General features: G+C 67.6%; 17 protein-coding genes and 1 pseudogene. 5 read left to right on the forward strand and 13 right to left on the reverse strand.

Features of this window, described 5'->3' with window-relative positions:
• Positions 1-45 precede the first annotated feature (45 nt).
• The 6 genes and pseudogenes from ACCQ13_RS19535 to poxB all read right to left on the reverse strand — a co-directional run bounded on the left by ACCQ13_RS19535 (position 46) and on the right by poxB (position 7,760).
• A pseudogene (locus ACCQ13_RS19535) lies at positions 46-1,292 on the reverse strand (MFS transporter).
• 104 nt (positions 1,293-1,396) lie between these two features.
• Positions 1,397-2,014, reverse strand: a complete 618-nt coding sequence (locus ACCQ13_RS19540) for a hypothetical protein (RefSeq protein ID WP_159407815.1) — start codon at positions 2,012-2,014, stop codon at positions 1,397-1,399.
• Between the two features lie 135 nt (positions 2,015-2,149).
• Positions 2,150-2,935, reverse strand: coding sequence for a hypothetical protein (locus tag ACCQ13_RS19545; RefSeq protein WP_104601939.1), 786 nt, complete (start codon positions 2,933-2,935; stop codon positions 2,150-2,152).
• 297 nt (positions 2,936-3,232) lie between these two features.
• Positions 3,233-4,573 carry a sigma-54-dependent transcriptional regulator gene (locus ACCQ13_RS19550; protein WP_104601940.1) on the reverse strand — a complete coding sequence of 447 codons (1,341 nt, stop codon included), beginning with the start codon at positions 4,571-4,573 and terminating at the stop codon, positions 3,233-3,235.
• Positions 4,558-6,000, reverse strand: a complete 1,443-nt coding sequence (locus ACCQ13_RS19555) for a sensor histidine kinase (RefSeq protein WP_104601941.1) — start codon at positions 5,998-6,000, stop codon at positions 4,558-4,560. The genes ACCQ13_RS19550 and ACCQ13_RS19555 overlap by 16 nt, the downstream gene beginning before the upstream one ends.
• A 50-nt stretch (positions 6,001-6,050) precedes the next feature.
• Positions 6,051-7,760, reverse strand: a complete 1,710-nt coding sequence (gene poxB, locus ACCQ13_RS19560) for a ubiquinone-dependent pyruvate dehydrogenase (protein ID WP_372372434.1) — start codon at positions 7,758-7,760, stop codon at positions 6,051-6,053.
• Positions 7,761-8,121: 361 nt separating this feature from the next.
• Between poxB and ACCQ13_RS19565 the strand changes: the two genes are divergently transcribed.
• Positions 8,122-8,718 carry an OmpO family porin gene (locus ACCQ13_RS19565; RefSeq protein WP_104601944.1) on the forward strand — a complete coding sequence of 199 codons (597 nt, stop codon included), beginning with the start codon at positions 8,122-8,124 and terminating at the stop codon, positions 8,716-8,718.
• A 209-nt stretch (positions 8,719-8,927) separates the two neighbouring features.
• Here the strand turns inward: ACCQ13_RS19565 and ACCQ13_RS19570 are convergent, their stop codons facing one another.
• The 5 genes from ACCQ13_RS19570 to ACCQ13_RS19590 form a co-directional block, all read right to left on the reverse strand.
• The gene (locus ACCQ13_RS19570) at positions 8,928-9,953 is read right to left on the reverse strand and encodes an NAD(P)H-dependent glycerol-3-phosphate dehydrogenase (RefSeq protein ID WP_159407816.1); all 1,026 of its coding nucleotides are present in this window, start codon (positions 9,951-9,953) and stop codon (positions 8,928-8,930) included.
• Between the two features lie 15 nt (positions 9,954-9,968).
• Complete coding sequence (gene secB, locus ACCQ13_RS19575; RefSeq protein ID WP_104601946.1) at positions 9,969-10,484, reverse strand: protein-export chaperone SecB; 516 nt, start codon at positions 10,482-10,484, stop codon at positions 9,969-9,971.
• A gap of 109 nt (positions 10,485-10,593) precedes the next feature.
• Positions 10,594-11,028 (reverse strand): rhodanese-like domain-containing protein, encoded by a 435-nt coding sequence (locus tag ACCQ13_RS19580; RefSeq protein WP_104601947.1) that lies wholly within the window; start codon positions 11,026-11,028, stop codon positions 10,594-10,596.
• A gap of 76 nt (positions 11,029-11,104) precedes the next feature.
• Positions 11,105-11,527 carry a hypothetical protein gene (locus tag ACCQ13_RS19585; RefSeq protein ID WP_159407817.1) on the reverse strand — a complete coding sequence of 141 codons (423 nt, stop codon included), beginning with the start codon at positions 11,525-11,527 and terminating at the stop codon, positions 11,105-11,107.
• A 28-nt stretch (positions 11,528-11,555) separates the two neighbouring features.
• A complete protein-coding gene (locus tag ACCQ13_RS19590) occupies positions 11,556-12,026 on the reverse strand; it encodes a YiiD C-terminal domain-containing protein (protein ID WP_159407818.1) in 471 nt (156 codons plus the stop codon).
• On the opposite strand from ACCQ13_RS19590, the gene ACCQ13_RS19595 reads away from it, so the two are divergent.
• The 4 genes from ACCQ13_RS19595 to ACCQ13_RS19610 all read left to right on the forward strand — a co-directional run bounded on the left by ACCQ13_RS19595 (position 12,010) and on the right by ACCQ13_RS19610 (position 15,358).
• Entirely contained in the window at positions 12,010-12,234 is a 225-nt protein-coding gene (locus ACCQ13_RS19595) for a hypothetical protein (protein ID WP_159407819.1), read from the forward strand. The two genes, ACCQ13_RS19590 and ACCQ13_RS19595, sit on opposite strands and share 17 nt — an antisense overlap.
• 7 nt (positions 12,235-12,241) lie before the next feature.
• Positions 12,242-13,015, forward strand: coding sequence for a uroporphyrinogen-III synthase (locus ACCQ13_RS19600; protein ID WP_159407820.1), 774 nt, complete (start codon positions 12,242-12,244; stop codon positions 13,013-13,015).
• A 103-nt stretch (positions 13,016-13,118) separates the two neighbouring features.
• Positions 13,119-14,096: a uroporphyrinogen-III C-methyltransferase gene (locus ACCQ13_RS19605; RefSeq protein ID WP_159407821.1), complete on the forward strand. Its 978-nt coding sequence runs from the start codon at positions 13,119-13,121 to the stop codon at positions 14,094-14,096.
• On the forward strand, positions 14,093-15,358 hold the full coding sequence (locus ACCQ13_RS19610) for a heme biosynthesis protein HemY (protein WP_104601951.1): 1,266 nt from the start codon (positions 14,093-14,095) through the stop codon (positions 15,356-15,358). The genes ACCQ13_RS19605 and ACCQ13_RS19610 overlap by 4 nt, the downstream gene beginning before the upstream one ends.
• A 192-nt stretch (positions 15,359-15,550) precedes the next feature.
• Here the strand turns inward: ACCQ13_RS19610 and ACCQ13_RS19615 are convergent, their stop codons facing one another.
• Both ACCQ13_RS19615 and ACCQ13_RS19620 read right to left on the reverse strand, forming a co-directional pair.
• Positions 15,551-16,096 (reverse strand): hypothetical protein, encoded by a 546-nt coding sequence (locus ACCQ13_RS19615; RefSeq protein ID WP_167526977.1) that lies wholly within the window; start codon positions 16,094-16,096, stop codon positions 15,551-15,553.
• A 136-nt stretch (positions 16,097-16,232) separates the two neighbouring features.
• Positions 16,233-17,528 (reverse strand): acetyl-CoA C-acetyltransferase, encoded by a 1,296-nt coding sequence (locus ACCQ13_RS19620; RefSeq protein ID WP_159407822.1) that lies wholly within the window; start codon positions 17,526-17,528, stop codon positions 16,233-16,235.
• Between the last annotated feature and the right edge of the window lie 38 nt (positions 17,529-17,566).

Consider the following 17,566-nt stretch of genomic DNA (forward strand, 5'->3'; position numbering starts at 1 on the left):
GCGAGCGTCCACCGACCATCACGTCTAGCAGTCGCGCCCAGCACATCAGGCCTGCGGCTGCAGTCCGTTAGCCGCCTGCAACATGCCGCGGCAGCCGGCCCATAGCGCTACCGCCAGCAAGGCGATCGCGCCCAACGACAGGAACGCGATGCGGTAACCGAAGGCATGCGCCAGCCAGCCCCCGAACGCCGGGCTGAGCGCCGCGCCGATGCCCTGCACCGTCATCACCGCACCCTGGCCGACATTGACCCGGCCGGTGCCCTGCAGCAGGCGCGCCACCAGGGCCGGCACCACCACACTTTGCAGCCCGGCGCCCAGGCCATCCAGCACCTGCACTGGAAACACGCCCCAGCCCTGGATCACCGACGCGGCCACCAGCGCCCGCAGCGGCAAGGCCATGAAGGCGACCAACAACACCCACCAATGCCCGTGCACCCGGATCCAGCGCATCGCCAGCAAGGCCACCACCACCATCGTGGCCTGCGCCACCACGATCGTGGTGGCGGTCAGCGCGCTGGGGTCGCCGGCATGCGCCGCCACGATCGCCATGCCGTATAGCGGCAGCATGGCGGCGTTGCCCAGATGGAACAGCCCCAAGGTGACGGCCAGCACCGCCAGCGGGCGGCAGGTCAGCAAGACCCGCCAGCCGCCCGGCGCATCTGCGCCGTCGGCATGGCGTAGGCCACGTGCGGCACGGTGATCGATGGCATCGGCCGGAATCGCCAGCACTGCCGCCAGTGCCAGCACGCCGAACACCGCCGTCAGCGCAAATACCGCAGCAAATCCGTAGCGCCACCCTAACCATCCGGCCAGCACCGCGGCCAGCACCGCGGCCAGCATGTTGCCGGCATGTTGCCGGCATGGTTGGCGACCTGGTTGCGTGCCAGCTGATGGTCGAACCCGCGCGCGTGCACTAGCCCCAAGGTGATCCCGGTCAATGCCGGGCCGATGCCGGCTGCGGCAAGTGCCGAAGCGATCTGCGCGGCGACCACACCGGATGAGGTGGGCCGCAGCCAGATCAACGCGGTGGCCAGCAGGATCGCCAGACAGCCGATCACCACCACCGCGCGCTTGCGCCGGGTGGCATCGACCAGCGCGCCGGCCGGCGTGGTGGCGAGCATGCCAGCGATGCCACCCACGCTCATCACCGTGCCGATCGCCGCCACGGACCAGCCTTTCGACTGCAGAAACACGCTGAGAAACGGCCCCAGCCCGTCCTGCACATCGGCCACGCTGAAATGCAGCGCTTCCAGTGCGCGCGTACCGCGCGGTCTGGCCTGGCTCATCGGCATGGCAGTGCTCCGCCATGCGATGCAACGCCGGCACACAGGCCGGCGTGCGTGACAGACCAGAGGGCAACCATCTCAACCGCACACGGTGGCTGCATGTCCGGCTCCTAATGCTTGGGCTTGGGTTTGTGTGCAGGGCCGTGCGGCGGATGCGCGATTTGCTTCAGCGTCGCCGCCTTGCTGCCCAAGGCATGGGCATGGATCAACAGGCCGTGCGGGGTTGCCTTGGTATCGCCTTCGGCGACCAGCGATTTGCCGACCACCAATTGCTTGGCGAACTGGGCACCGGCATGCGGCGGAAACCGCACCGTCACCTCGTCATCGAGCAGCACGCCATGCACCTGCCCGTGCGGGCCGTGCAACAGCCGCGCGATGGTGCCGGCGTGCTGGGTAAATTGCGGCTTGGGCAGCTTGGGAGGCTTGCCGGCCGGCGGCTTGGGTTTGGCATGCGGCCCGTGCGGGCCCTCATCGACGATGCGCTTGCCGCCCGTAGGGTCGATCGCCAGCGCCGCCAGCATGTCCACATCGCGCGGCTTGAGCCCACGCACGCTCAGCGCGCTGCCCGGCTTGAGCGCCTTGAGCAGGGCCGCCGACAGGTGCGGTGGGGTATGCACTTCGGTGCCGTCGGTCAGCAACAGGCCATCGATATCGGCCTTGGGATTGAGCAGGAACCGCGCCAGAGTGCCGCGGGTTTCGGGAAGAAAATCAGGATCGACCCAATGCATGGTTGAACTCCAACAAGAGAGGACCGGCCAATGCCGGCAAGCCGCGCCCTTCGCCCTGCCTTGGGCAGGGCGAAGGTGCGCGTAAACGTCAGTGCGGGCGGGCGCGTCTGTGTGGCATTGGCCACCGACACACGGTCAGCGCGGCAGCGGCACGGCCGGTGCCGGTGGCACCGCAGGCGGCAGCGGACCATCCGGCCGCGGGGGGCTGAACAAGGCACGCTGCGAGGCGCGGTCGCGGCCCAGCCCGGTGGCCTCGATCGAGCGCCCGGCAGCGTTGGCCACCCCGAAGCCACGCACGCTCAGGGGCGCGCCGATGCGCAGCAGCTCGGCGAACTGCAGCGCCAGATGCGGCGGCATCCGTACCACGGTGCCATCGCTCAGCAACGCACCGTTGACCTCGCCACCCGGCCCGTAGACCAGGCGCTCGATGCGGCCCTGCGCTTCCAGCGGCGTCAAGGCGGCCGGTGCCGGTGGCGCGGGGGGCGCCGGTGGCATGGCACCGGCCATGGGCGGGCGATCCACCACCTCACGCTTGCTGCGCGTGGAACGGATGCTGCTGGCCCGTAGGACCGGCAGATCGCCCAGGCGATAGCCCTGCACGGTGACCGCATCGCCACGGCGCACCGCCGCCTGCAGTTCAGCGGACAGATGCGGCGCGATGCCAACCTGGGTGCCGTCGCGCAACCACAGGCCATCCACCTCGCCATTGGGATTGATCAGGAAGCGCTCCACGGTACCGGTGAGCTGCACCGGCGTGGCGGCAACCGGCGTCGGCGGCGCAGGCGGCATCGGGGGAGGCGGTGGCGGCATGCCGGCCGGCGCCCGCGCGGCGGCCGGCGTCGCAGGCGGCGGTGGAACCTGCGCGGCGGCGGTGGCCACGCTGCAGGCCAATGCAAAGGCAAGTGCGGTCTGACGCATCATGAGTGATCTCCAGGGCGGCAGGAGCGCCGCTCGCAGGGAGTACAAAGCAGCAATCGTGCCAACCTTTAACCCCTTGTTTTTACTGACTTGCGTTGCGCACCCGGGCCGGCAGGCGTCCGTGTTTCATCCACTGGCCGTCTGCTTTGCGGACAACTTTTTCGACCTGTCCGCCTGGCAGGCACTGCGCCGCGCTGCGATTGCAGAATCCACCGCAGCGGCCACGGCGTGGCGGTCGTCACGACCGGGTCCATCACCTCGTGCGCCACCGCATGGCCGTACTGGTGCGTGCCCGCGTGTTTACTGCAACCCGTAGTCGTCCAGCTTGCGATACAACAGCTGCCGGTGGATGCCAAGCCGACGTGCCGCCTCCGCGCGATTCCCCCCGCTGTGCGCCAATGCCTCCTGGATCATCTGTTTTTCCAGCCGCGCCACGGCGTCGGGCAGGCTGGTTTCCGGCGGAATCGGTGCGGCGCGCGGCGGCTCGGCCTCGCCCAGTGCCTCGTCCAGATCGTCCACCTCGATGCTGTGCCCGCGCACCAGCACCTGACAGCGCTGCACCACGTTGCGCAGTTCACGCACGTTGCCGGGCCAGGGATACGCCAGCAGGCGCGCCTGCGCCGCAGCCGACAGCCGGCGCGCACTGCCCTGTCCGTTGCGCAGGAAGTACTGCGCCAGCAGCACGATGTCCTGCCCACGCTCGCGCAATGGCGGCAATTCGATCGGCACCACGTTCAAGCGGTAGCGCAGGTCGCTGCGGAACTGCCCCGCAGCGACCCACGCCGCCAGATCGCGATGGGTCGCCGCCAGCACGCGTACATCCACCTTCTGAGCGCCGCGCCCGCCCAATGGGGTCACTTCGCCCTCCTGCAGGAAGCGCAGCAGCTTGGCCTGCATCGGCAGCGGCATGTCGCCGATCTCGTCCAGGAACAAGGTGCCACCATCGGCTTCGCGAATCAGGCCTGGGCGGTCGCTGGTTGCACCGGAAAAGGCGCCCTTGCGATGGCCGAACAACTCGCTTTCCATCAGCTCCAACGGGATCGCCGCGCAGTTGACCGCAACGAAGGCGGCGCCCGCACGCGCACTGGCACGATGCAGCGCGCGCGCGGCCAACTCCTTGCCGGTGCCGGTTTCACCAGTTATCAGCACCGCCAGGTCGGAGGCGGCCGCCAGGCCGATGCGCTTGTGCACCGTCCGCATCGCCGGGCTATGCCCGACCAGTGCATCGTCTTCCTCGGGCAAGACCGCCAACGCGACTGCGGGTGCGGCATTGGTACCGTTCAACAACGCGCGCTCCACTACCGCGACGATGTCCGCGCGCCCCACCGGCTTGACCAGATGATCGAACGCGCCCAGCGTCATCGCCTCGATGGTGTTACTGCTGGACACGTGCGCGGTCAGCATCACCAGCGGCACCGGCGGCGCTGCGGCATCGGCGGCGTGCGCGCGCAGTACCTCGATGCCATCCATGCCGGGCATGCGAAAGTCCACGAATGCCAGGTCGATACCGCCGGCACGCAGCTGCGCCAGCCCCTGTGCACCGTCGCTGGCGGCAACCACCTCGTGCCCGAGCGAGCGCAGCGTTGCCTGCAAGGTGGCCAGGAATGCTGCGTCGTCGTCGATCATCAGGATGCGCGCCATGGCAACTCCATGCTGAAACAGGTCGTTCCCTCGGCGTGGCGGTAGTGCACCTGCCCACCATGTGCGCGTGCGATCTCGCGCACCAGCGCCAGGCCCAGGCCATTGCCGTCGCTGCGGCCGCTGACGAAGGGCTCGAATAGCTGGTCGGCGATCGGCTCGGGAATGGGCGGGCCGTGGTTGCTCACCTGCAGATGCAGGACACCTTCACGCGCGGCCGCCTGCACCGTCACCGGCGTCTGCGGATCGGCATGCTGCAACGCATTGCGCACCAGATTGTGCAGCGCCCGTCCGAGCTGCTGCGGATCCAGGCGCCATTGCAGCGGTGCATCCGGCATCAATACGTGGGGACGTGGCGTATCGGGCGGCAGCGCGTCCGGATCCAGCACATCGGTCAGCCAGTCCTGCACCAGCACCGCCTCCAGCTGCAGGCGGATCGGCTGCACCATGCCGAGCAGGCTTTCGACCACGCCATCCAGGCGCCGGATCTGCCCCAGCATCAGCTCGGCATGCGCGGCGTCCTCGGTGGAGACATCGCGCCTGGCGATCTCGTTTTCCACCGCCAGGCGCATGGTGGCAATCGGGTTGCGGATCTCGTGGGCAACGGTGGCGGTCATGCGCCCGAGGGCGGCCAGCCGTTCGTGCCGCGACAACGCGTCGGCTAGCATGCGGCTCTGCGCCAAGGCCTGGGCATTGCGCTGCGCATACTCGTTGACTGCTGCGCCCAGCCGATCCAGTTCGGGTGCCCCTGTCACCGGAATCTGTGGCAGTTCGGATTCGGCGGCCAGTGCCAGCCCGATGCGATGCAGGCGCTGGCTCCAGCGCCGCACCACCACGCCGAGCGCGATCGCCGACACCGCCACCATCGCCAGGATCAGCAACATGCCGATCACCAACGGCCGCCATGCATCCGAGCTGCTGGCCGGCACCCGCGCCATGGTCCAGGCCGCCGTGCCGCTGGCCATGGGGCAGGCGGCGATCAACAACACCTCGCGGCTGCCATCGCGACGAAACTGCGCCGGCTGGCCGCCCTGCGCGCTCTGCCGCGCCGTTGCCACGATGCTGGCCCACTCCGCCGCGGGGATATCGGTCTTGCGGTCGCTGCCGTCATAGGTGGGGTACGCATAGGCCACAAAGCCCGTGTCCAGGCTCCACACCCCGCCCTCCACGCCGGGCGCATCGGACAGCACCAGTTGCACCACCACCGCGGCCAGCCCGGCGCTATTGTCTCCACGGCGTGCAGCCTCGCTTGCGCCGGCATAGCGCTGCACGATGCGCGTGCATTGCGCGCGCAGTTGCTGGCGCGCCTCGTCCAGCCGTACGCCTTCGGTTTGCCGGTACAGGCCGTACAGCATCGTGGCCACACCCAGGCAGGTGGCCACGATGACCACCCAGATCAACAGCAATTGCCGGAGCAACGAACGGGGCATGATGCGCGATCCCGAAATGGTGGGCGATGCGGCAGATGGCAGCGGCCACCTCAGCGGAAATTGGTCTTCACCAAATCGATCACTTCTTCGCCACGTCCGCTCATCACCGCCTTGAGCATGTACAGTCCCATGCCCTTGGCTTGTTCAAGCTTGATCGCCGGCGGCACCACCAGCTCCTGGGTGGCGACACGCACATCCACCAGCGCCGGCCCGGAATGCGCAAACGCCTGCCGCAAGGCGCGTTCCAATTGCGACGATTCGTCCACGCGGATTCCCAGGATGCCCATCGCATTGCTCATCGCCGCAAAGTCCGGGTTGCGCAGCTCGGTGCCGGTATCCATGTAGCCGGCGGCCTTCATCTCCATCGCCACGAAACCGAGCGAGGCATTGTTGAACACCACCACCTTGACCGGCAGGGCGAGCTGCGCCAGCGAGATGAAATCGCCCATCAGCATCGCAAAGCCACCGTCGCCGGACAGCGAAATGACCTGACGCCCGGGAAACGCCGCTTGTGCGCCCAGCGCCTGCGGCATCGCATTGGCCATCGAACCATGGTTGAACGACCCCAGCAGGCGCCGCTTGCCATTCATGCGCAGATAGCGTGCAGCCCACACCGTCGGCGTCCCGACATCACAGGTGAACACCGCATCCTCGTCGGCGACCTGGCTGACCAGGCGGGTGACGAACTGCGGATGCAGCGGCTCGCCGGGATCGGCGGGCACCGCCAGATCGTCCAGCCCCGCGCGCGCGCTGCGGTAATGCGCCAGTGCCTTGTCCAGAAAGCGGCGGTCTTCGCGGCGCTGCAGCTGCGGCAGCAACGCAGCGATGGTCTCGCCCACATCGGCGGCAATGCCCAGCTGCAGCGGCGTGCGCCGCCCCAGCGCACCCGGATCACGATCCACCTGCACGATGGTGGCGTCCTTGGGATAGAACTGCCGATACGGGAAATCCGTGCCCAGCATCAGCAAGGTGTCGCAGTTGAGCATGGCGTGGTAACCGGAGCTGAAGCCGATCAGGCCGGTCATGCCCACATCGAAGGGATTTTCCCACTCCATGGATTCCTTGCCGCGCAGCGCATGCACGATCGGCGCACCCAGCGTATCGGCCAGAGCCACCACCGCACCGTGCGCACCGGCGCACCCGCTGCCGCATAACAAGGTGATCGACTTGCTCTGCTGGAGCAGCTCGGCCAGCTGCTGCACATCCTCAGCAGCCGGCAACACGCGCGGCGCACGCAGGGCCGGCCATGCGCTGGACAGGTGCTTGTCTACTTCCAGCAGCGCAATATCGCCAGGAATCACCACCACTGCCACGCCTTGCTGCAGGATCGCCGTGCGCATCGCCCGATGCAGCACTTCCGGCAGCTGCGCCGGAGTGGTCACCAATTCCACGAAATGGCTGCATTCGCGGAACAGCTCCTGCGGATGGGTCTCCTGAAAATAGCTCAGGCCGATCTCCGACGAGGGGATCTGCGCGGCGATCGCCAGCACCGGCTGCCGGCTGCGGTGGCAGTCGAACAGACCATTGATCAGATGCAGGTTGCCCGGCCCGCAACTACCCGCACACACCGCCAGCCTGCCGGTCACCGCCGCTTCGGCGCCTGCGGCGAAGGCGGCCACTTCCTCGTGGCGTACATGCATCCACTCGATGGTCTGCATCTCGAGTAGGGCATCGGTCAGGCCATTGAGGCTATCGCCCGTCACTCCCCAGATGCGCTCCACCCCGGCGCTGTGCAGCGTCTCGGCCAGGAACTGCGCCACTGTTTTTTGCTTGCCCAAGACGCCGCTCCGCCGTTGTTCGAAGAGCTGCCATGCTCCCAGTGGCGATGTCAGTGCCATGTGCTGGTCAACCTAACCCGTGCAAATACCGCCTATTTCGGCAACTTTTCCAACTCGCTCCATGGACGTGGCCAAGGAATGACCAGCCCGTCACGCTTTGCCCCGGTGTTACGCACATCTGCAAACCACCACAAGAAAGCGCAGCTGAATCTGGCGCGATGATTCATCAACTACTCAGTCCAGAATTCATGTCGCGTTCCAACGCATAACGGAGAATTTACATCTCGGCAACGAACGGCATCCGCCTCAGCGCCGGCCCAAACCATAAGTACAGGTATCGATCATGAAGAATTCCCTGCTGGCCCTCGGCCTTCTCGCAGCCCTGCCGTTTGCGGCCTCCGCTGCTGAAAACATCTCCTACAACTTCGTCGAAGGCGACTACGTGCGCACGCCGACCGAAGGCCGCGACGCGGATGGCTGGGGCGTGAAGGCCTCGTACGCCGTCGCTCCGAACTTCCACGTGTTCGGCGATTACAGCAAGCAGAACGCCGACACCAACAACAGCGTGTTCGAAAGCTCCAACTCCGACTTCCAGCAGTGGGGCGTTGGCGTGGGCTTCAACCACGAGATCGCCACCAGCACCGACTTCCTGGCACGCGTTGCATACCGCCGCCTGGATCTGGACACCCCGAACATCAACTTCGACGGCTACAGCGTGGAAGCCGGCCTGCGTAACGCGTTCGGCGAACACTTCGAAGTCTATGCCCTGGCTGGCTACGAAGACTTCTCCCGGAAGCGTGGCGTCGATCTCGGCGACAACTTCTACGGCCGCCTCGGCGCCCAGGTGAAGTTGAACCAGAACTGGGGCATCAACGGCGACATCCGCATGGATGGCGACGGCAACAAAGAATGGTCGGTCGGCCCGCGCTTCAGCTGGTAAGCCGCTCGTTTGACTGCAACGCGACCTCTCTCCCGCGTTGCATCGGAAGCCCGGTCCCCCGACCGGGCTTCTTTCTTTTGGGCGATCGGTTGCGATAACGCGCTGCCGCCATCCATGCAAAGGACGACCGGCAGACGGACGACCGGCAATGCCGGGCGCTTGCCTGGGTCCGATCTCGATCCGCCGGACCGGGGGACAATGCGCTGGACTCAGGTGAACAGGGTCTGCGGATACTCGGGCTTGCGCTCACGCGCCAGCAGGCCCTTCAACCCGGCCTCGGGGGTGATTTCCCCATGCAGGACGGCGCGCACGGCGTTGGAGATCGGCAGTTCGATACCGTGCTGTTCGGCCTGGCGCATGACTTCATCGGCGGTCTGCACCGACTCCACCACCTGGCCGATCTCGCGGATCGCATCGTTCAGGCTCTGTCCCCGTCCCAACGCCAGGCCCAGTCGCCGGTTGCGCGACAGATCGCCGGTGCAGGTCAGCACCAGATCGCCCAGCCCGGCCAGCCCCATCAGGGTTTCCGGGCGCGCACCGATCACCGCGGCCAGGCGCAGCATTTCGTTCAGGCCACGGGTAATCAGACCGGCGCGCGCGTTGAGGCCCAGCTGCATGCCATCGGCCACGCCGGTGGCCACGGCCAGCACGTTCTTCATCGCGCCACCCAGCTCGGCACCCACCATGTCGTCGCCGGTATAGGCGCGGAAGGTGGGGCCATGCATCGCATCGGCCACGACCTGCGCAAACGCCGCATCGTCGCCATGCACGGTGATGGCGGTCGGCAAGCCCAGGGTGACCTCTTTGGCAAAAGACGGCCCGGTGACCACGGCCAGTGGAACGGCCGGGCCGAGCAGGTCGCGCGCCACTTCATGCAGGAAGCGTCCGGAACCCGGTTCAAAGCCCTTAGTCGCCCATGCCACGCCAGCGTTGGCCGGACGCAACGGAGCGATCAGCCGGATGGTTTCGGTAAACGCATGCGAGGGCACTACCACCAGGATCCAGCTCGCATCGGCAATGGCCGACTGCAGATCGGTGGTGGCGCGCAGCGTGTCCGGCAACGCGATGCCGGGCAGATAGCGCGCGTTCTCGTGGCGGCGGTCGATGGCATCCACCATCGCCGCATCACGCCCCCACAGCACGGTCGAGTGACCGTGCCTTGCCAGGAGCGCGGCCAAGGCCGTGCCCCAGGAACCGGCGCCGAGAACGGCGATCTTGTGGGTCGAATCGCTCATCGGCGCAACCGCGGTTCAGGCGTTGCCGGCCGGCTCGGAATCGGCCAGCGAGGTGCCTTCGCCCTGCGAGCGCTGGCGCAGGGTTTCTGCGTACAGGGCTTCGAAGTTGATCGGCTGCAGGTAGAACGGCGGGAAGCCGCCGGCCTGGATCAGGTCGCTGACCAGGGTGCGCACGTACGGGAACAGGATGTTCGGGCACTGGGTGCCGAGCAGCACGTCGATCGCCTGCGGCTCCAGGCCGACCAGGCCGAACACACCGGCCTGCTGCACTTCGGCCACATACGCGGTCTTGCCGCCGGCGGTGCAGGTCAGGGTCACGGCCAGCACGACTTCAAAGGCGTTGTCGTTGAGGCGCTGCACCTTCTGATTGAGGTTCAGCTGCAGCTCGGGCTGGTTGGCATCGTTGAACACGGCCGGGGCGTTGGGCGACTCGAAAGAAACGTCCTTGACGTAAATCTTTTCGATGGTGAAGGCGGGGCCAGCAGCGGTATCGGCCGGCGCAGCGGCGCCGTTGAGGGTTTCGTCGGACATTCCTAACTCCAGAAAACGGTTCGGTGGGTGCAACGTTGAGTGATGCAGAGGTGAAAACGCGAGTATCTCACGCAAGCAATGGGGGCTTGGGGACGCCGCACAAGGCCGATCAACGGCCCTTGATCAAGGGCAACTCGGCCATCTGCCAGGCAGCCACGCCGCCATCGAGCCAGTACACCTGTTCGAAGCCGGCCTTTTTCAGCGTCTTGGCAGCGCCTGCAGAGGCGTTGCCGCTGCGGCACACGACCACTACCGGCGACGCCTTGGCGTTGGCCAGCAGCTTGCCGGCTGGGTCGAACTTGGCCAGCGCCACGTTGCGGCTACCGGCGATATGGCCTTTTTCGAAATCGACCGCAGGCGACAGATCGATCACCAAAGCGTTTTCGCTGTTGATGAGCCGGGTCAGCTCGGCCGGCTTGAGTGCGCGATAGCCGCGAAACAGGCGCGCGACCTCGGTCACGATCAGGGCGATGGTTAGACCCACCAGGGCCAGCGACAGCATGGGGTTGCGGCCGACAAAGGCCTGCAGCTCTTCGAAATTCACGGGATCAGGGTCAGGCGAGCGGGCGGGAATTGTCGCACAGCTGGCGCGCGCGACGGCCAGCGGGCGCCACGGCCGGCTACTGGCCCTTCCACAGATCCGGCAGGCCGTTGGCCAGCCACCAGCGCTTGCGTTCGGCATCCCAACGCCAGATCTCGATGCTGCGCACCAGCCGCTCGGATTGGGTATTGCGGTTGATGACGCGCAATTCCACTTCACGGCGCAGGTCGCCGCCGGGGTCTTCGCCTGCGCGCAGCTCGCGATAACCGGAGATCTGGATCTGCTCATAGCGCGAGCGTTCCAGGTCGCTGAGCGGATGCGCCTGCGCGTAGGACGGTTCGACAAAGCCCTGGGCTGCATCGAAATCGCTCCAGCGCACCGCCGCCGTATAGGCAGCCCGCGTGGTTTCCAGTGCGCGCGCCTGCGCCCGGCTGCCGGCAGTGGCCGGCCCGCTCAGCATCACCAGGCCCAGCAGGACCATCGCTCCAATGACTGCACGCATCCGCATTCTCCCCGACCCAATCCGCATCCTACCGCTTCGGGAACGCCACGAAACGTCCGCTCAGGGTCGCCGCAGCGGTGCCCGATCCCAGCGCGATCTGCGCACGCATGCCGATCCGCGCCTTGCCGCGCTGGCGGAAGGTGGCCAGGAACGTCTCCCAGCCACCCGGTTCGGAGGGCGCCGCGTCGGCCACCAGCTCTTCGTAGACCGGCGCCACGTAACGCAGCTGGCTATCGGCCACATAGACGTCGGCGGCGTGCCCGGCCAGTTGCAGTTGCAGGGTCAGCCAGCCCCAGCCGGCCAGCGTCATCAGCGAGGCCAGGCTGCCCCCGAACGCATTGGCCTTGTCGTTGACGTTGGCCTGCAACGGCGCACGCAGGCGCAGCGCGCCATCGTGCAATCCATCGACGGCGATGCCCATCGACAGCACCGGCGGCATGGCGATGAACTGCTGCTGCAGCGACTGCAGGGCGGAGGCAAGCGTGCAAGAAGAGGTCATCGACAAGAGCTGGGAAAGCGGCGAAGGGCGGCATCATGCCGCAATGTCCGCCAAGCGTGTTGTGCTGGCGTGTGACATGCGGTACCGCATGGTGAACGAGGACGGGATGGCGGCGGCGCGCGGGATCGGCATTCATTGGCATTCAGTGCTGAACCTGCGCCGGCACCGGCATGGCCGATGCGCCTGCAACGGTGCCGCTCTCGCATAATCGCGGTATGACCCGGCCCCTTACCACCGACGCTTGGACCCTGATCTCACTGCGACCCAGCGGCGAGCATGCAGCGCTGCGACGAGCCGCCGCACGGCACGATGGGCGCCTACTTGCGCTGTCGCCGTGGCGGCTGCAGACCGACGACAGCGACCAGGCCCGCGCCGCGTTGCAGCTGGCACTCCAGGCGCCGATCGCGCTGTTCACCAGCCCGGCGGCGGTACGCGCCGCGCATCGGCTGGTGCCGCTGCGGCGGCCGCCACAAGCGCACTGGGTCAGCGTCGGCGAAGGCACCGCGCGCGCATTGCATGCCTGCGGAGTCGATCGCGTGGTGCGCCCGCAACGCATGGACAGCGAAGGCCTGCTGGCATTGCCACTGTTCCAGCCGCCGCTGCTGGCGGTGGGGCTGGTCACCGCGCCAGGCGGGCGCGGCATGCTCGCACCGGCACTGGAACAACGCGGCGCCCGCCTCCTGCGCGCCGATGTCTATCGCCGCATCGCCGTGCCGCTGCGCCGCTCGGCGGCACCAGCGTTGATGGAGGCACTGCCGCGCAGCGTCCTGGCCCTGAGCAGTGCCGAGGCGCTGGCATTGGTCCTGCCGCAGTTGCCGGGCACGGTGGTCACAGCATGGCGTCAGCGGCCAGTGGTGGCCTCCAGCGAGCGCATTCTGGCAGCGGCGCGAGCAGCAGGCTTCCAGCACACAACGCGCGCTGCCGGTCCACTGCCGATGCAATTGGCCGCTGCTGCTGCCGCCGTCGTGACATCGTCGCAACCTTGCTGAACTGCAGACCCAGACACAGCTTGCGAGCCTCCGCCGGGGCACGCCATGCTGTGGCCGATGACGGCGTTGCCCGCGCCGGTCGTGACCGCTCGAGGATGTCCGAATGACCGCACTGCCCACTCCTGCGCGACGTGTCCCCTGGACCTGGCTGCTACTCGCGCTGGTGGTGGCTGCGGTGGGCACAGCGCTGTTGCTCGGCTGGCGCGCATGGCAGGACTACCAGGCGGCGCAGCTGCAGGCCACCCAGGCGCAGCAGCAGCGTTGGGACGGCACCCAGCAACTGCTGCAAACGCTGCGACGCGATCAACGCCTGGCCAACGAGCGCCTGCAGGATGCGGCCGCCACCAACCGCGTCCTGCGCGACGAAATGCTGGGTTTGAGCCAGCGCAGCGCCCTGCTCGAAGAGACGGTGCAGAAGCTGGCAGATCCCAACCGCCATGGTGCGCAGGCCCTGCGGCTGGATGAAGTGGAACTGCTGCTGCGGCTGGGCCAGCAGCGGCTGGGCATCGCCGGCGACGCTGATGGCGCACGCCGCGCCTACGCATTGGCCAACGGAGCGCTCAACGGTATCGACGACCCAGGCTATCTCAATCTGCGCCAGGCGCTGGTGCAGGAGCGCGATGCGCTCGATCGCCTCGGCATCGGTCCGCAGGCCCAGGTTGGGCATGCACTGGACCAGCTGGCCGCCGATCTGCAACGCCTGCCGGAGCGCTCTGCGGCTGTTGGCGACGCGCCGCGGCCGTGGTGGCAGAAGGCGCTGGCGCCGCTGGTGGAGATCGCCCCCAGCCGCGGCCAGGTGGTGCTCACCGGCAGCGAACGCCACGCCGCCGAGGATGCGGTGCAGATCGAAATCAGCCTGGCACGCGCCGCCGCCGAGCGCGGCGATGCCGACGGTGTTGCGCAGGCGTTGCGCCGCGTCGATACCTGGATGACCCGGCGGTGGCCGGATTCGGCGCAACGCCGCCAGCTGCGCGCACGCCTGCGCACGCTGCAACAAGCGCCACTGCGTCCGCGCCTGCCGGAACTGGGCACCACCCTGCTGCAACTGCAGGCCATGCGTGAAGGGAGATCCAACCAATGAAAGCGATGCGTACCGTTCTGATCCTGCTGGTTGCCGTGGCGCTGGGCGTGCTCGGTGCGCAATGGCTGTCGCACCAGACCAGCTACGACCTGGGCAACGTGGTGGTCAGCGTGGGCGGCAACGATTACCGCGCCGCCATGCCGCAGGCGGTGTTGATCCTGGTGATCGCGCTGCTGGTGCTATGGTTGCTGTGGACCTTGGTCAGCCTGCCGTTCCGCGTCTGGGGCACGTATCGTCGCAAGCAGGGCCGTGCGCGCCTGATCGAAGGCCTGCGCGCCGCCGATCACGGCCAATGGCAGCGCGCCGAGCGCCTGCTGGTCAACGCCAGCGAGGACGAGGACGTCAGCGGGATTGCGCTGGCCAGCGCGGTGCGGGTGGCCGATGCGCGCGGCGACGAAGCGGCGGCCAATGCGCTGGCCCAACAGTTGGCCGAGCGCGATCCCACTGCGCACGCCCTGTTGCAGGGCGAACGCCATCTGGCACGTCAGCATCCAATCGAGGCGATCAATGCGCTGGACAGTGCCGCCGCGCAGCCGCTGCCGGCGCGTGGCCTGCTGCTGCGCACCCACGCGCTGACCCAGATCGGGCGCGCCGACGAAGCCTATGGTCAACTGGGCGCCCTGCGCCAGCAGGCGGTACTGGCGCCGGAGGCGTATAGCGCATTGGAGGCCACGCTGGCCGAACAGACCCTGCTGCAGGCCGGCGACGCCAATGCGCTGGCCGAACGCTGGGAAGCCTTGCCGAAGACGCTGCGGACCCTGCCGGCCATCGTGGCCGCCTATGCACAGCGTGCGGCCGTGCTGCACTGGGACGATGCCGCCGTGCACAGCCTGGAACAGGCGCTGGATACGCAATGGGACGAAGCACTGGTGCGCCTGTACGGAGTGCTGCCGCTGGAAAAATATGATTCGCGCCGTGCCAGCGCGCAGCGTTGGCTGACCCAGTATCCCGACAGCCCGGGCTTGCTGTTGACGCTGGCCCGCCTGGCGCGCCACCAGCAGCAGTGGTCGCAGGCCGAAGAGTTCCTGCATCGCGCACTCGCCCAGGGTGCCGGTAGCGAGGCCTGGGAAGAACTGGGACATGGGTTTGCCGCTGCTGGCGAGCTGCTGGCGGCGCAGCATTGCTACGCCAATGCCCTACGCGCGGCACGCGGCGAGCCGGTGATTGAGGGCATGCCGCAGCCATCGCACCATGGGACGCTAGTCGCGGTAGGGACCCTGCCCGCAGCCGATCCGCTGGCGCCGGATGAACGCCTGCCTTGATTGGCGTGCGCCGCGCCCGGCGACGGCGCGGTGTGCGCAGGAGCTGGCTGGCGGTGACTGAAACGCAGAGGCATCCGTTCGTATTGGCGCTGCGATAGCGCCCGGTTCAAGCATGCACGCACGCATGCGGAGGGAAGGATTCGACGCCTTGCGCCGCCCTGCACAGGCGCGGGAATCTGCCGCAGCGCCGGATCAATCGCCGCGCAAGGCCTCCGGCGGCGGCGGTGGCAACGTATCCAGGAACGCATCGCAGGCGCCGAGATAACGGGCCTGGTGATGATCGACCAATCGCGGCGACAACACCCGCGATCCCAGCCTGCCCACCAGCAGCATCGCCGCCATCACCGCGCTACCGATCACCCAGCGGAACTCGCTGTGCAGCGACAGGCCGCAGACCAGCAAGGCCAGCACCGAGGCCAGCGTCACGGCGACGTAGCGCACGCGACGACGCTCGTGCAGGCGACACAAGGTGAGCACATGCGGGCTGCGCCTGCGCAAGACGATCGCCAGGATCAGGTAAGGCAGCACGCCCAGCAGCAGCGCGGCGTAGATCACCGGGTGGTGCCAATGAAAGATGTAGCGACGCGGTGGCATGTCCGCCGGCGCATTGCACTTGACGCAGCGCGGCGGCAGGTTGGCGCCCGGCGTGCACACCAATACATCGCCCTCGCGCCACACATCGCCCCGCACTGGCGTCAGGTAGAGGGTGGGTGGCTCGTGCTGTGCATCCTTGGACATCCATGCGTCCTTGCAGGTTGGAGATTCGGGATTCGGGATTCGGGATTCGGGTTTGGGGATTGGGGATTCGCAAGAGCGGGTTTCGCCTTTGCGAATCCCGAATGCCCAATCCCCAATCCCACGCTGTGCAGCAGCGTCAGCGCTCGACGATCGCCACCACGCCCATGCCACCGGCGGTGCAGATCGAAATCAGCGCGCGGCCGCCGCCGCGTTCTTGCAGTTGCTTGGCGGCGGTGGCCACCACGCGTGCGCCGGTGGCGGCGAACGGGTGGCCGGTGGCCAGCGACGAACCCAACGGGTTGATCTTGTCCGGGTCGATGCGGCCCAGCGGCGCGTCCAGGCCCAGCCGCGTGCGGCAGTACTCCTCGCTCTCCCAGGCGCGCAGCGTGCACAGCACCTGCGCGGCGAAGGCTTCGTGGATTTCGTAGATGTCGAAGTCCTGCAGGCTCATGCCCTGGCGCGCCAGCATCTGCGGCACCGCGATGGTCGGTGCCATCAGTAGGCCTTCGCCGTGCACGAAATCCACCGCCGCCACCTGCGCATCGCGCAGATAGGCCATCGGCGTATGGCCATGCGCCAGCGCCCAGGCTTCACTGGACAGCAGCACCGCAGCGGCCCCATCGGTGAGCGGGGTGGAATTGGCGGCGGTCAGGGTGCCGCGACCGGACGTCTTGTCGAACGCCGGGCGCAACGTGGCGAGTTTTTCCAACGAGGTGTCCGCACGCAGGATGTTGTCGCGCGAGACGCCGCGAAACGGCGCGATCAAGCCGTCGAAGAAACCGCGCTCATAGGCTGCGGCCAGCTTGTGGTGCGAGGCCACCGCCCATTCGTCCTGCGAATCGCGCGAGATGTTCCACTGCTTGGCCATGTCCTCGCAGTGGTCGCCCATGCGCTTACCGGTGCGCGGCTCGGCCACGCCGGGGAACTCGGGCTTGAGTTCGGCCAGCTTGAAACCGCGCAGCAGCGTCCTGAGCTTGTCGCCAGTGGCCTTGGCACGATTGGCAGCCATCAGGCGTGCGCGCAGCTTCTTGCCATAGACGATCGGCACTTCGGAGGTGGTGTCCGAGCCGCCGCCAATGCCCGAATCGATCTGGCCCAACGCGATCTTGTTGGCGATGGTGATGACCGAATCCAGGCTGGTGCCGCAGGCACGCTGCAAGGTCAGGCCCGGGGTCAGCGGCGACAGCCCGGACGACAACGCGGCCTCGCGCGCCAGGTTCCAGTCCGACGAATGCTTGATGACCGCGCCCATCGCCACTTCGCCCAGCTGCTGGCCGTGCAGCCCAAAGCGCTCGACCAGCGCGCCCAGCGTGCGCACCGACATGCCCAGGTTGCCCACGTCCGCATAGGCGGTGTTCTGGCGACAGAACGGGATACGGACGCCACCCAGGATGGCGACGGGACGGGCTGCGGGCATCGGCTGACCTGGCATGGAAGACTCGGGGACATGGCCTGCACAGGGCCGGCAGG

This window comes from Xanthomonas sp. NCPPB 1638 (assembly GCF_041475635.2).
GTDB lineage: Bacteria > Pseudomonadota > Gammaproteobacteria > Xanthomonadales > Xanthomonadaceae > Xanthomonas > Xanthomonas cucurbitae.